Origin of the sequence: Vibrio sp. OPT18, assembly GCF_015163615.1 — a bacterium.
GTDB classification, from domain to species: Bacteria; Pseudomonadota; Gammaproteobacteria; order Enterobacterales; family Vibrionaceae; genus Vibrio; species Vibrio coralliirubri.
This window is the reverse complement of the sequence record NZ_JADDYK010000023.1, coordinates 21,621-34,936: the sequence shown is the minus strand read 5'-3', so window position 1 is coordinate 34,936 and position 13,316 is coordinate 21,621. Positions and strand designations below refer to the sequence as shown.

The 13,316-nt window shown below is 45.5% G+C and carries 9 protein-coding genes; 3 read left to right on the top strand and 6 right to left on the bottom strand.

Going from position 1 to position 13,316, the window contains the following annotated elements:
- Window positions 1-577, top strand: a 577-nt coding sequence (locus IQQ51_RS26640; protein ID WP_265584310.1) for a DapH/DapD/GlmU-related protein, incomplete at its 5' end; no start/stop codon positions are given.
- A gap of 90 nt (window positions 578-667) precedes the next feature.
- Here IQQ51_RS26640 and IQQ51_RS04550 read toward each other — a convergent pair.
- Both IQQ51_RS04550 and purL read right to left on the bottom strand, forming a co-directional pair.
- Window positions 668-1,201: a DUF3332 domain-containing protein gene (locus IQQ51_RS04550; RefSeq protein WP_048608024.1), complete on the bottom strand. Its 534-nt coding sequence runs from the start codon at window positions 1,199-1,201 to the stop codon at window positions 668-670.
- A 255-nt stretch (window positions 1,202-1,456) separates the two neighbouring features.
- Window positions 1,457-5,353, bottom strand: a complete 3,897-nt coding sequence (gene purL / locus IQQ51_RS04545; protein ID WP_193840489.1) for a phosphoribosylformylglycinamidine synthase — start codon at window positions 5,351-5,353, stop codon at window positions 1,457-1,459.
- Window positions 5,354-5,682: 329 nt separating this feature from the next.
- Here purL and mltF point away from each other — a divergent pair, with 329 nt between their 5' ends.
- Both mltF and IQQ51_RS27735 read left to right on the top strand, forming a co-directional pair.
- A complete protein-coding gene (mltF, locus tag IQQ51_RS04540) occupies window positions 5,683-7,251 on the top strand; it encodes a membrane-bound lytic murein transglycosylase MltF (RefSeq protein WP_193840488.1) in 1,569 nt (522 codons plus the stop codon).
- A gap of 316 nt (window positions 7,252-7,567) precedes the next feature.
- Window positions 7,568-7,699: a hypothetical protein gene (locus tag IQQ51_RS27735; protein ID WP_017059878.1), complete on the top strand. Its 132-nt coding sequence runs from the start codon at window positions 7,568-7,570 to the stop codon at window positions 7,697-7,699.
- A 61-nt stretch (window positions 7,700-7,760) separates the two neighbouring features.
- On the opposite strand, the gene tadA is transcribed toward IQQ51_RS27735, so the two are convergent.
- From tadA to IQQ51_RS04520, 4 genes are all read right to left on the bottom strand, one after another.
- On the bottom strand, window positions 7,761-8,366 hold the full coding sequence (tadA, locus tag IQQ51_RS04535; protein WP_193840487.1) for a tRNA adenosine(34) deaminase TadA: 606 nt from the start codon (window positions 8,364-8,366) through the stop codon (window positions 7,761-7,763).
- Window positions 8,367-8,619: 253 nt separating this feature from the next.
- Window positions 8,620-9,471, bottom strand: a complete 852-nt coding sequence (locus IQQ51_RS04530) for a hypothetical protein (RefSeq protein WP_193840486.1) — start codon at window positions 9,469-9,471, stop codon at window positions 8,620-8,622.
- A gap of 599 nt (window positions 9,472-10,070) precedes the next feature.
- On the bottom strand, window positions 10,071-11,360 hold the full coding sequence (locus IQQ51_RS04525) for a hemolysin family protein (RefSeq protein WP_193840485.1): 1,290 nt from the start codon (window positions 11,358-11,360) through the stop codon (window positions 10,071-10,073).
- 194 nt (window positions 11,361-11,554) lie between these two features.
- Entirely contained in the window at window positions 11,555-13,117 is a 1,563-nt protein-coding gene (locus tag IQQ51_RS04520) for an AbgT family transporter (protein ID WP_048608034.1), read from the bottom strand.
- Between the last annotated feature and the right edge of the window lie 199 nt (window positions 13,118-13,316).

Genomic DNA, 13,316 nt, shown 5'->3' with positions numbered 1-13,316 from the left:
CGAAGCTCGCCTGGCAGGTCGCGCTCTGTCTGTAGATTGCGTAGACAAGTTCCCTAAAATGGTGGATTACGTGGTACCAACAGGTATTCGTATTGCTGACACTTCTCGTGTTCGTCTTGGCGCACATGTGGGCGAAGGCACAACAGTAATGCACGAAGGTTTCATCAACTTCAATGCTGGTACAACTGGCGTGAGCATGGTTGAAGGTCGTATCTCTGCAGGTGTTGTTGTAGGTAACGGTTCTGACATCGGCGGCGGCGCTTCTATCATGGGTACTCTGTCTGGTGGCGGTACTATGGTTATCTCTATCGGCGAAAACTGCCTACTAGGCGCAAACGCTGGTCTTGGCTTCCCTATGGGCGACCGTTGTACGGTTGAGTCTGGTCTTTACGTGACTGCGGGAACTAAGGTTCGCATGCTAGATAAAGAAGGCAACGAAGTAGAAATCATTAAAGCTCGCGACCTAGCTGGCGTTTCTGACCTTCTGTTCCGTCGTAACTCAATCACTGGCCAAATTGAATGTCTTGCGAACAAGTCTGCTGTTGAGCTAAACAGCGAGCTACACAGCAACAACTAATCTAAGCGCTAGATGCTAGATGCTAGAAATTACGAAGCCGTTGGGGTTAAATCCAACGGCTTTTCTTTTATATAGGCAGAACAGAGTGGGTTATGCTTTCTCTGCGGCTAGCTGCTCAAGAGCTTGAATAGAAGTCTCTGAAACTAGTGTGCCATCCATGTAATAGCTGACCTTGTCACCATCACGAACGCCTGTCAGTACTGCTTTTTGACCATCGTTGTAAGTAATGTCCATACGAATGGTGTTCTCGTCGATTTGCTGCATCTCACCCCACTCAATCTGACGATTGTTGAAGCCAAGTGGCGCATCTTTCAGTGAATCATCAAGGCTGTCGTTCACATCAATCATGGTATCGACTTTACTATCGAAGATGTGAGGCGCGCCAGTCAATGGGTTTTTACCCGCCCAGAATTCGATCGAGTTGAATACGATGTAATCGGCTGCGGTTGTTAGTGCATAAACCGGAGCAAGCAAGAAGTTGACCCCTGCACGAGCGTAACGGTTGTCTACAACCTCAACGTTGAACTTCATTAATTTCCCAGTAACGGCGTTACTACCTACACACCCAGCTAACGACATGACAATCGCTGCCACTGCAACTGCTTTTGTGATTGTTGTTTTCATAGTTCCCTCTTATGCCACGATGATTGATTCAGTTTTTGCATAGCCAAACCTGCACACATACAGAAATTCATGGCCTAACAAATTGATTCCATAACATTTAGCGTAGTGGAGATTTTTAGAACAGCAAACTGCAAACGTTAATTTTTTCGCTCTGGTTCCTAAATTTTGAGAAATAAAAAAGCGCAGACCTTTCAATCTGCGCTTTTCATTTTTGCATAACCTATGCCTAGATTAATGCGGCTAGTAAGAAAGTGATTAACCCACATTCTTACGTGCGTTTTGGAACATACGCATCCAAGCGCCATTCTCGCCCCAACCTTCCGGAGACCAAGAGTTTGCAACCGTACGGAATACACGCTCTGGGTGCGGCATCATGATAGTCACACGGCCATCTGTAGTCGTTAAACCAGTGATCGCGTTTGGCGAACCATTCGGGTTGTTCGGGTATTGCTGCGTTTGGTTACCGTTGTTATCAACGTAACGTAGTGCAACCGTACCTGAGTTTTCAATCGCGTTTAGGTGGTCGTTGTCACGCACTTCTACGCGGCCTTCACCGTGAGAAACTGCGATTGGCATACGAGAACCTTCCATGCCGTTAAAGAATACAGAATCTGACTTCTGAACCTCAACTAGGCTGAAACGCGCTTCGAAACGCTCTGATTCATTGCGAACGAAACGTGGCCAGTACTCAGCACCAGGGATAAGTTCACGTAGGTTAGACAACATCTGACAACCGTTACACACACCTAGAGAGAAGGTATCTTCACGCTTGAAGAAGTTTTCAAATTGGTCACGCGTAGAGTCGTTAAACAGAACTGACTTAGCCCAGCCTTCGCCAGCGCCTAGTACGTCACCGTAAGAGAAGCCACCACATGCCACAAGGCCGTTGTACTCTTCTAGAACCGCTTGACCCGTTAGGATGTCGCTCATGTGAATATCTGTCGCTTCGAAGCCTGCTCGGTCAAATGCTGCTGCCATTTCAACGTGAGAGTTAACACCCTGCTCACGCAGAATCGCCATCTTAGGCTTAGCACCTGTATTGATGAATGGCGCTGCAATATCTTCGTTTACATCAAAGCTTAGTTTTACGTTCAGACCTGGGTCTGAGTTGTCTTTCTTCGCTTCGTGTTCTTGGTCAGCACACACTGGGTTATCACGCAGACCTTGCATTTTGTGCGTGGTTTCAGCCCAGATAGTACGTAGTTCAGTACGGTTACGTTCAATTACTACAGACTCACCAGACTTAATCACTAGCTCATCAGACGCTTCAACAGAACCAATAACATGTGAACACGTTTCTAGGCCGTTTTCTGCAAGAGTAGCAAGTACTACGTCTAGGTCATCGTTGCGAACTTGGATTACAGCACCCAGTTCTTCGTTGAATAGTGCCGCAAGTGTATCTTCGCCTAACGCCGCAATATCAGCGTTAACACCACAGTGACCTGCGAATGCCATTTCAGCTAGCGTTACGAATAGACCGCCGTCACCTTTATCGTGGTAAGCGACAACTTGGTCGTTCGCTACAAGTGCTTGAACGCCTTCGTAGAAACCTTTTAGTTGCGCTGCGTTGTCTACGTCTGCTGGCTTATCACCAAGCTGCTTGTAAACCTGTGCAAGTGCTGTCGCACCCATACGGTTTTTGCCGTTACCTAGGTCGATAAGAACCAGTGAAGTGTCACCTTTGTCAGTGCGAAGCTGAGGAGTAATCGTCTTACGAACATCTTCAACACGTGCGAACGCAGTGATAACAAGAGATAGCGGAGACGTTACTTCTTTTTGCTCGCCGTTCTCTTCCCACTTAGTCTTCATCGACATTGAGTCTTTACCCACTGGGATAGTTAGCCCCAGTGCTGGACATAGTTCTTCACCAACCGCTTTAACCGCTTCGTAAAGACCGGCATCTTCACCTGGGTGACCTGCTGGAGACATCCAGTTAGCCGACAGTTTAATGTGTTTGATATCGCCGATGTTGGTCGCAGCGATGTTAGTGATTGCTTCACCAACCGCTAGACGAGCCGATGCGCCGAAGTCTAGAAGTGCCACTGGCGTACGCTCACCAAGAGACATTGCCTCACCGTGGTAAGAGTCGTAGCTTGCCGCTGTTACAGCACAGTTAGCAACAGGAACCTGCCATGGACCAACCATTTGGTCACGAGCTACAAGGCCTGTTACCGAGCGGTCACCGATGGTGATAAGGAATGTTTTCTCAGCGACTGTTGGCAAGCGAAGAACACGGTCAACCGCTTCGTTCATCTCTATACCAGAGCGGTCAATCGCAGGGTTGTTTGCTTTTAGCGTTTTCGCATCACGGTGCATCTTAGGTGTTTTACCTAATAGGATGTCCATTGGCATGTCGATTGGCGTGTTGTCGAAGTGTGAATCTTCTAGTTTAAGCTCACGCTCTTCCGTTGCTTTACCAACGACTGCGTATGGTGCACGCTCACGCTTACAAATCGCGTCGAATGTTGCCATGTCTTTATCAGCAACCGCCATTACGTAACGCTCTTGAGATTCGTTACACCAGATCTCAAGTGGGCTCATGCCCGGCTCATCGTTTGGTACATCACGTAGGTTGAAGATACCGCCACGCTCGCCATCGTCTACTAGCTCAGGAAGTGCGTTCGAGATACCGCCCGCACCCACATCGTGGATGAATGCGATTGGGTTCGCATCACCTAACTGCCAACAACGGTCAATAACTTCCTGACAACGACGCTCCATCTCTGGGTTTTCACGTTGTACAGAAGCGAAATCTAGATCTTCAGAAGAAGAACCAGAATCCATAGAAGATGCCGCACCGCCACCAAGGCCGATGTTCATCGCAGGACCACCAAGAACGATTAGGCTTGCACCTACTGGGATCTCTTTCTTCTGAACGTGCTCGTCACGGATGTTACCAAGACCACCAGCTAGCATAATTGGTTTGTGGTAACCACGCACTTCTTCACCTGCGTGAGAGTTTACTTTCTCTTCGTAAGTACGGAAGTAGCCAAGTAGGTTTGGACGACCAAATTCGTTGTTGAATGCCGCGCCACCAAGAGGACCTTCAAGCATGATATCCAGAGCAGTAACGATACGGCTTGGCTTACCAAAGTCAGTTTCCCAAGGTTGAACGAAGTTCGGGATTTTAAGGTTAGATACAGAGAAAGCAACCAGACCCGCTTTTGGCTTACCGCCAATACCAGTAGCGCCTTCATCACGGATTTCACCGCCTGAACCTGTCGATGCGCCCGGCCACGGAGAGATTGCCGTTGGGTGGTTGTGCGTTTCAACTTTCATCAAGATGTGTGTTTTTTCTTGGTGGTAGTTGTACTGGCGAGTTTCTGGATCTGGGAAGAAACGACCAACTTCAGAACCAGTCATTACCGCTGCGTTATCTTTATAAGCAGACAGAACGTGTTCTGGTGTCGTTTCAAAGGTGTTCTTAATCATCTTGAACAATGATTTTTCTTGCTTAACGCCATCGATAGTCCAATCAGCGTTAAAGATCTTATGACGACAGTGCTCTGAGTTCGCTTGTGCAAACATCATTAGCTCGATGTCCGTCGGGTTACGACCTAGCTTCTCAGTGAAGCTTTCAAGAAGGTAATCAATCTCATCTTCTGCAAGTGCAAGACCTAGGGTAACGTTTGCTTTTTCAAGCGCTTTACGTCCGCCAGTTAATAGGTCAACTTCCGCATAAGGAGCAGGCTCAGCAACGGTAAATAGTGCCGCAGCTGATTCGAAGTCAGTGAAAACCACTTCCATCATACGGTCGTGCAGGATTGCTTTCAGCTCAACAAGTTGAAGCTCAGAAAGTTCAGCAGAGGTTTCAATGTAGAAAGCAGTACCGCGCTCTAGACGTGACACTTTAGCCAGTCCGCAGTTGTGTGCGATATCTGTTGATTTTGAAGACCAAGGCGAGATAGTGCCCGGGCGTGGCGTTGCAAGCAGCAGTAAACCTTCAGGTTCATGCTCTTCAATCGTTGGACCGTAAGTCAGTAGCTTTTCTAGCTTCTCAACTTCAGACTCATCTAGGTCTGCCGTTAGATCAGCAAAGTGGGCAAACTCAGCGTAAATACCTGTTACAGGTAAGCTTAATTCACGACAAAGCTCTAAAAGCTTGTTAACACGAAACTCAGATAGAGCTGGGGAGCCACGCAAAATTCTCATGTGCTTACGTCTCTTATGCAGTTGATTAAGGTAGTATTGGAATAAATTCAGTGGGTTATAGGAACAACCTAACTGTTTTCTTCGAAGCTATTCCCGAAGGTTGCCAAACCTATGCCGATTCCACCTCTTCAATGCGAGCGCATTATAAAGCATTTCTTTTTGTGACGTAACACCAAAAGCAACCGTTTGCGTGATTTTTTTTATCTTTCTGCGTAAATGGTACTTTTGCTGCATTTATCACCACTTTTACAACTGTTTAATTAAACCTGCTTTGCCAGCCTTGCGGGGTTTGGTATAAAGGGGCTTCCACTTTTCGAGATTTCATTTTGATGCCTAAATTTACGCTCATCTTTTCGTCTAAGTTCCTTCTGCTCGCCATCGCCCTATTTGGGTTGGCTGGATGCCAGATTGAATCTGAACCTAAAAGTGTCCTTGAGCAGATACGAGATCGTGGCGTTCTTCGTGTCGGCACCCTAAATAACCAACTATCTTATTACATCGGTCCTGATGGCCCTGCTGGCTTGGATTACGAATTAGCTCGTGAATTTGCGCAGGAGCTTGGTGTAAAGCTTGAGGTTAAACCCGCTTACCGTTTGTCTGGCTTGTTCCCTGCACTGCAGAAAGGCGAAATCGATCTTATCGCGACAGGCTTAACGCAAAACAACAAACTGACACGCGCTTATCGCGCCGCGCCTGCTTATTACTATGTAAGCCAACAGGTCGTATACAAAAAGGGCCAGTGGCGACCAAGAAACCTTGAACAACTGATCAATTTCGAGGATGAGCGTCAGGCTGACTTTGTTAAAGCGCAAACTGAATCAGAAGAGGCGGCGTCTACTGACACATTAACGCCATCTTTGGTTGTGGTGAAAGACTCACATTTTGAGCCAACACTAAAACAACTGCAGAAAACACACGATGACTTTATCTATGATGCGGTCGGCAATGCTGATATCAACGACCTGCTAAAAGAAGTATCGACTGGCGATCGCTTATTTACGGTTGCGGACTCAATTGAGCTATCACTGGCACAACGTTTATACCCAGACGTAGCTTTGGCTTTTGAACTGACAGAAGACCAACCTATCTCTTGGTATTTGCAAAAGTCTGAAGATGAAAGCCTTTATGCTCTGTTGATTGAGTTCTTCGGTAACCTAAAACAGTCTGGTGAACTGGCTTCACTGGAAGAGAAATACATCGGCCACATCGGTACTTTTGACTACGTTGATACTCGCGCCTTTATCCGCGCACTGGACAGCAAGCTGCCAAAATGGTCGCCGCTATTTCAAAAGTACTCTCAAGAATTTGATTGGCGCTTGATTGCCGCTTTGGCCTACCAAGAATCACACTGGAACCCTGTTGCGCGCTCACCAACGGGTGTTCGTGGCATGATGATGTTGACACTACCCACCGCGAAGAGTGTCGGGGTAACCAACCGTCTCGACCCGAAGCAGTCGGTACAAGGCGGGGTTGAGTACCTGCGTCGTATCGTTAATCGAGTACCTGATTCGATCACTCAGCACGAGAAGATTTGGTTTGCCTTAGCCTCATACAATGTAGGTTACGGACACATGATGGATGCTCGACGCTTAACCAAAGCACAAGGTGGTGATCCTGACGCTTGGGGTGATGTAAAAGACCGATTGCCTCTATTGAGACAGAAGAAATACTACAGCCAAACTCGATATGGGTATGCACGTGGTGATGAAGCGAGAAACTACGTTGAAAACATTCGCCGTTATTACCAAAGCATTATTGGCCATGTAAATAAGCGCAATAAAGAACAAGAAGCGACCCTTGAAGGTTTGGTGGTGATCCCACCTTTAGAAACCTCAGGTGCCGAATCGAGTATCAGCGCAGCTCAGTCGACAGTAAGCAGTTCTGAGCCTTCACAGTAAAACCCAAAAGAGCAATGCCATCTAGCATTGCTCTTTTTTATTGTATTTTTTCGACTCTTCTTTCGTCGCTAAGGGATAAGGAAAGCAGGCAAGAACATAATGATGAGATCTCGAGTGTCATATTGCAGTAACAATCGAACCTTATAACGGCACACCACAATCAAGATTATGCTCTGTTGCACTACGATGCTGGCTTTAGACTAGAACTGCTCTTCTAAGTAAGCCAAGCGTGCGACAGGCCAAACAAACGAATAACACTATAATTAAATCGTTAGTCCAAACTAAAAAGTCAGACGACAAATAGGAAATCATTGAAATGATGAAGAAACTGAAATCGAAACGCCTTGATAAGACCGTTGCTGCAAACCGTCGTAAGCGTATGCTTTCAAATAATAAGAAGAAGATCATTTGGCGCAATCGCGCTTTCATGCAGATGATTGCTGAGTAAATGTAGTTACTCAGTCAGTTTGCTTGGCACTCTTGCGATTGAGAGTGCCGAAAGCACGCTGCTATTTCTTGTTACCAGCCTTCATCTCCGCCTCTAAACGCTGCTCTTCCAACAGGCGTTCTTGCTTTCGCTTCTCTTTTATCTCTTTTCTACGACGCTTGAAAAACGCCTGCAATTGTTCACGACACTCTTCCTCTAACAAGCCATGTTCTACGTCGGCATAGTGGTATGAGGCCTGGCTTTCAAACAAATTCAAGACTGTACCTGCTGCGCCCGCTTTTAAGTCTGGGGCGCCAAACACAATGCGCTTTACTCGGCTATGTAGCAAAGCCCCTGCACACATTGGGCAAGGCTCTAGCGTGACGTATAAAGTGGTATCGAGCAGTCGGTAATTTTCCAGAGCTTGACCCGCTTTACGCAAGGTTTCGATTTCTGCGTGTGCCGTGGCGTCGTGGCTACCAATCGAACGGTTCCACCCTTCAGAGATAACCTCCCCATCTTTCACTAATACAGCACCGACAGGAACCTCTCCCTCACTCTCTGCTTGCTTAGCCACCTCGATGGCGCGTCGCATGAAGATTTCATCTTGAGGGGTGAATTGATGGTCTGACAAAGGGAACTCCAAAAAACAAAGGATAAAAACGAAAATAGGTATGCGGTGAAGCATACCTAATCTTGGTGATCATGAACAATGGAATCAGACTCTTCGCTGACTACTTGTTCAAGTGGTGTCACCTTTACAGGGATAATTATTTTAACTTACAGGTAAGTCTTCGCTCGTGTGCTCATGTCAAACATCATCGATAAAAATAACCACTCACTCCTTGAGTGGCCGTGAAACAAAATGCCAATGACTACTGACAACAAGCGTCCGAGCTTACAGGTAGGGATTTACATCCAAAGCGAGCAAGAATGACTTGTTAAAGTGCGATAACGACACCAGCAGTGAAGGTTGTATCTTCAATGTCAGAGTTATCTGCAGCTACTTTCACGTATGGCTGAACTTCGCCAGAGTTAACGTAAGTTGCTTTCAATGTAGAAGTTGACCATTCACTATCCACTTCTTCACCATCCACATAGATGCCTTCAGCAAGCTGTGAGTAAGCGTCTAGGTCGTAAGAAAGTACAACCGTTTTAGCGATGTTGTAATCAAGGCCTAGGTTAACTTTCACAACCTGAGATTCATTGTTGCCATCAGCCATACCTAGATTCTGAATACCGATATCAGGTAAGAGGTGACCATCCGGGGTAGGTGCAGGCAAAGTTCCACCGTGCGGAGCGGGTAGAATAACATCGCTGTTCGATGCTGCCTCAAGTGGTACACGATCAATCCCCATGTCAGGAAGTCTATGGATTCCAATATCCGGTACGCTATTTGTATCTTTACCACCAGAAGTCGGATCCCAGAAATCAGCACCAACTTCATCCAAGCCGTGATGGTACTCAAGACCACCAGAAAGTGTGAGTGAAGCGCCTAGCGTGTAAGCAGTCGAAGCCTTAACACGTACTTCATCAGCACCACCGTAACCGCCCTGTACATAAGAGCCGCTTAAGTCAAAATGCTCGTTAATGCTGTAGCCATAACCTAACTCGACGAAGCTATCATTTGTTACTTCTCCCGTAACAAAGTGCTGACCATCCTCACCAAAGTTATAATCTCCATACATACCAATTACATCATTTTCGTCTCCATAAACTTCAATTGATGTCGCATGCGCTTGTAATGAAATAGCAGATAAAATAGAAGCTGCTATAAAAGTAATATTCTTCATTCTTAAAACCTTAAATACGTGTGCAGAGCGTTAATTTCGTGACTCTTCCCGGTCAAGAGCGATGAAAACGATACATAGTGCAAAGATTCAAAACAACGTAAAACACCTCATTAAAGTTTTTGGTTTTCTAAACTAAAAGTCATTAACCTACCCTTATATAAATGATAATTATAACAATAATAATTACAGTAAAATCAATCAATTAAAAGTAAGGTCGTTGGATCAATTTAGATTTTCATATTCTCGCTTAGTTATCTAAACGCAAATATCTATACTCTTACAAACATAAAAATGCTTGCCCACAGAGAAAAATAAAATAGTTTTTACATCAATAATCTGAAGAAAATTTGATAAGGAAAAGTAAATAATAGAAAGGTATAATTAAAATAGAAAATCATAGATATAAGACAACAACTCGTTGTGTATAGGCTGGTTTGCACAATAGAATTGATAAACTAAACAAGAATGAATTGGCTCGTTCGGTATTACGAAAATAGGTATGCGGTGAAGCATACCTAATCTTTGAGATAATGAACAATAAAGAGATAATAGACAACAAGAGACAATGAACCATTGCCGCTTGTTGGTTGGTCTAACTGTTAGTTATTAGCGCCTTCTGTGTCATCGACTACTGGCGTCGCTTTGATGCTCACAATGCGGTTATTCTCAACAGAGATAATTTCAAACTGCCACTGCTGGTATTGAACAACTTCGCCTGCATCCGGTAAACGCCCGATTAACCAAGTCACAAGGCCATTCAACGTTTGGAAGCTCTCGCTTTCGCCCTCAAAATCCGATAGCTCTAAACGGTTTTTCAGTTCACTGATAGGAATCAATCCATCCACCAGCAAACCGTCTCCCACTTGCTCGGTCCAAAGATCGTTCGGGTTATTCGATAGCTCGCCAGCAATCGCCTCAAGAATATCGTAATGAGTCACAAGGCCTTGAACATCGCCATACTCGTCGACAATGAATGCCATCTCGGTACCCGACTCTTTAAAGTAGCCAAGTAAACGCAAAGCTTTCATCGATTCTGGAACATAGATCGGCGAGCGAGACAGCCCCATGATCACTTGAATGCTTAGATTGCCCGCCTGATTTAGCAAGGCTTTGGCTGACACTGTACCCACAACTTTATTGAGGTGATCTTGGCACAATGGAAACACACTGTGTTTTGATGAACGCAGTTTCTTTAAGATTTGCTCAACCGGTTGGTCGACATCCAGAAAGTCGATGTCTCGACGCGGAGTCATCAATGAGCTCACAAGGCGATCATCAAGCTGCAAGATATTACGAATCATCTCTTGTTCGCCACGTTCAATCACACCCGATTCAGAGCCCTCTTTCACCAGTGCATGGATATCATCTTCAGTAACGCTATCTTCTTCACCGCCTCGGCCCATCAACTTAAGAATACCTTCCGTTGAAGCCGACAGCGCAAACACAAACGGCGTCGCGATTTTAGATAACCAGAAGATTGGCAACGCGACTAACACAGCAATGTTTTCAGCTTGGGACTGAGCAAAACGCTTTGGTACCAACTCACCGACAACGATAGCGAAATAAGTAATACCCACCACCACAACCGCAGTAGACAAGATATTTGCTTGTGTTGGGTCTAATCCCCACAGTTCAAGTTGAACGGCCAGTGGAGCCGATAGCGTCGCCTCACCCACAATACCGCTGAGTAGGCCGATTACCGTGATACCGATTTGGATTGTTGAAAGGAAGCGGGTTGGGTTTTCTTTGAGCTCTAGAGCAACCTGAGCTGAGCGGTGTTTTTCGGCTAAGCGTTTCAGCCGACTATTTTTTGCTGCTACCAATGCAATCTCTGACATGGCAAACAGACCATTTAAAACAATTAACCCTACTAAAAGCAGAATTTTCATGTGGCTTGGATTTCCTAAATTTACCGGCCAACAATTAGCCGTAATCCGGAGTATAAGCTGAGTGCGTTTATTTTGGATATAAAAATTTTTGGATATAAAAAAGTCTTGGATATAGAAAAAATAACGAAAAAAAAGCCCGCACATTTCGGTGCGGGCTTAGTAATGAATAAAGCTTAATTTTGCTTAGTTCAATCTTACATTGTGTAAGTGTAAGGTGCTTGGATACCTAGTGGGATACCAAGAGCCCAGTAAGCTAGCAAGAAGATAGACCAACCGATTAGCATAGCAATCGAGAATGGCATCATTAGAGAAGCTAGAGTACCGATACCTGTCGACTTAACGTAGCGCTGACAGTAAACAACAACCAGTGGGAAGAACACCATTAGTGGAGAGATGATGTTAGACACTGAGTCACCTACACGGTAAGCCGCTTGAGATAGCTCAGGAGAGATACCCACAACCATTAGCATTGGAACTAGGATTGGACCGATAAGAGCCCACTTAGCTGAAGCCGAACCTACAAGCAGGTTAACTGAAGCCGTTAGTAGAATCATACCAACAACCGTTGCTTCACCAGGAAGGTCCATCGCTTTCAGGCCTTCAGCACCGTAAAGTGCCAGCATAGTACCGATGTTTGATTGACCGAATGCAGATAGGAACTGTGCACAGAAGAACGACATTACAATGTATGCGCCCATCGTTGCCATTGTCTCTGACATTGCTTTGATTACGTCATTGCTGTTCTTGAAAGTACCCGCTACACGGCCGTAGACGATACCCGGAATAATAAACAGGATGAAGATCAGAGGAACGATAGACTTCATCACTGGTGCAGAGAACGCTGTCAGCTCACCTTCAGGCGAACGAAGCGCTGAGTTCTCAGGAACTAGAGCTGCGATAAGCAGACCAATACCCGCAACCATTGCCCAACCAGCAAACTTGAACGCTTTAGATTCGATTGCCGTGAACGTACCTAGATCAGGTGCTGCTTCTGCATCTTCATCAACTGGCGTATTAGCAAGACGAGGCTCGATAATTTTCTCAGTTACGTACCAACCGATAGCAACAATAAGAACTGAAGATAGGCCAGTAAAGAAGATGTTCGCTAGAGGGTTAATCACGTATTCAGGGTCAAGAACGTTTGCCGCTGTTTGAGTGAAACCAGCTAGTAGCGGGTCAATACCTGAAGGGATGAAGTTCGCAGAGAAACCACCTGATACACCAGCAAACGCTGCTGCAATACCCGCTAGAGGATGACGACCCGCAGCGTGGAAGATGATACCGCCAAGAGGGATTACTAGAACGTAACCTGCATCTGCTGCAGTGTGAGACACGATAGCAACAAGAATTAGCATTGGCGTTAGTAGCTTAGCTGGCGTGAAGTTAAGCATCTTCTTAAGGCCTGTCGTAATGAAGCCTGAAGAGTCTGCAACGCCAACACCTAGCATAGCAACAAGTACGATGCCTAGAGGTGCGAAGCCTGTGAACGTGGTAACCATATTCGCTAGGAAGCTAGCAAGCGCTTCACCAGTTAGTAGGTTGTTTACTTCAAGAGCAGCACCCGTTTGAGGGTTGATTAAGTCGAATGAAAGATTCGATAAAAGTGCAGATGCTACCCATACAATAACTAGAGCCCAGAAGAACAGGATTGCTGGATCTGGAATTTTGTTGCCGGCGCGTTCAATGAAGTTTAGAAAGCGGTCCATACCACTGATCTTCTCAGTCGATGGTGCTTTTTTTACGGCTTGGTTACTCATTGTAACTCCATATGTGATGTTGTTTTGTTTAGGCCTAATATAAGTTTTGACCACGGCCTATTGGTACAGCACACATTCTATTAAAGTCGTTGTTAAAAAGCACAAGATTCCACCTAATTTTCCATAAATGGAGACATATTTTGCAAAAATACCATACAACCACAACAATATAAAAACACAAAAAACACCATTCCATATA

Bases quoted from the DNA above. Each gene is read 5' to 3' on its own strand.
- IQQ51_RS04550 (WP_048608024.1), bottom strand. From the start codon at position 1,201: ATGAAAACAACAATCACAAAAGCAGTTGCAGTGGCAGCGATTGTCATG.
- purL (WP_193840489.1), bottom strand. From the start codon at position 5,353: ATGAGAATTTTGCGTGGCTCCCCAGCTCTATCTGAGTTTCGTGTTAAC.
- mltF (WP_193840488.1), top strand. From the start codon at position 5,683: ATGCCTAAATTTACGCTCATCTTTTCGTCTAAGTTCCTTCTGCTCGCC.
- IQQ51_RS27735 (WP_017059878.1), top strand. From the start codon at position 7,568: ATGATGAAGAAACTGAAATCGAAACGCCTTGATAAGACCGTTGCTGCA.
- tadA (WP_193840487.1), bottom strand. From the start codon at position 8,366: ATGCTTCACCGCATACCTATTTTCGTTTTTATCCTTTGTTTTTTGGAG.
- IQQ51_RS04530 (WP_193840486.1), bottom strand. From the start codon at position 9,471: ATGAAGAATATTACTTTTATAGCAGCTTCTATTTTATCTGCTATTTCA.
- IQQ51_RS04525 (WP_193840485.1), bottom strand. From the start codon at position 11,360: ATGAAAATTCTGCTTTTAGTAGGGTTAATTGTTTTAAATGGTCTGTTT.
- IQQ51_RS04520 (WP_048608034.1), bottom strand. From the start codon at position 13,117: ATGAGTAACCAAGCCGTAAAAAAAGCACCATCGACTGAGAAGATCAGT.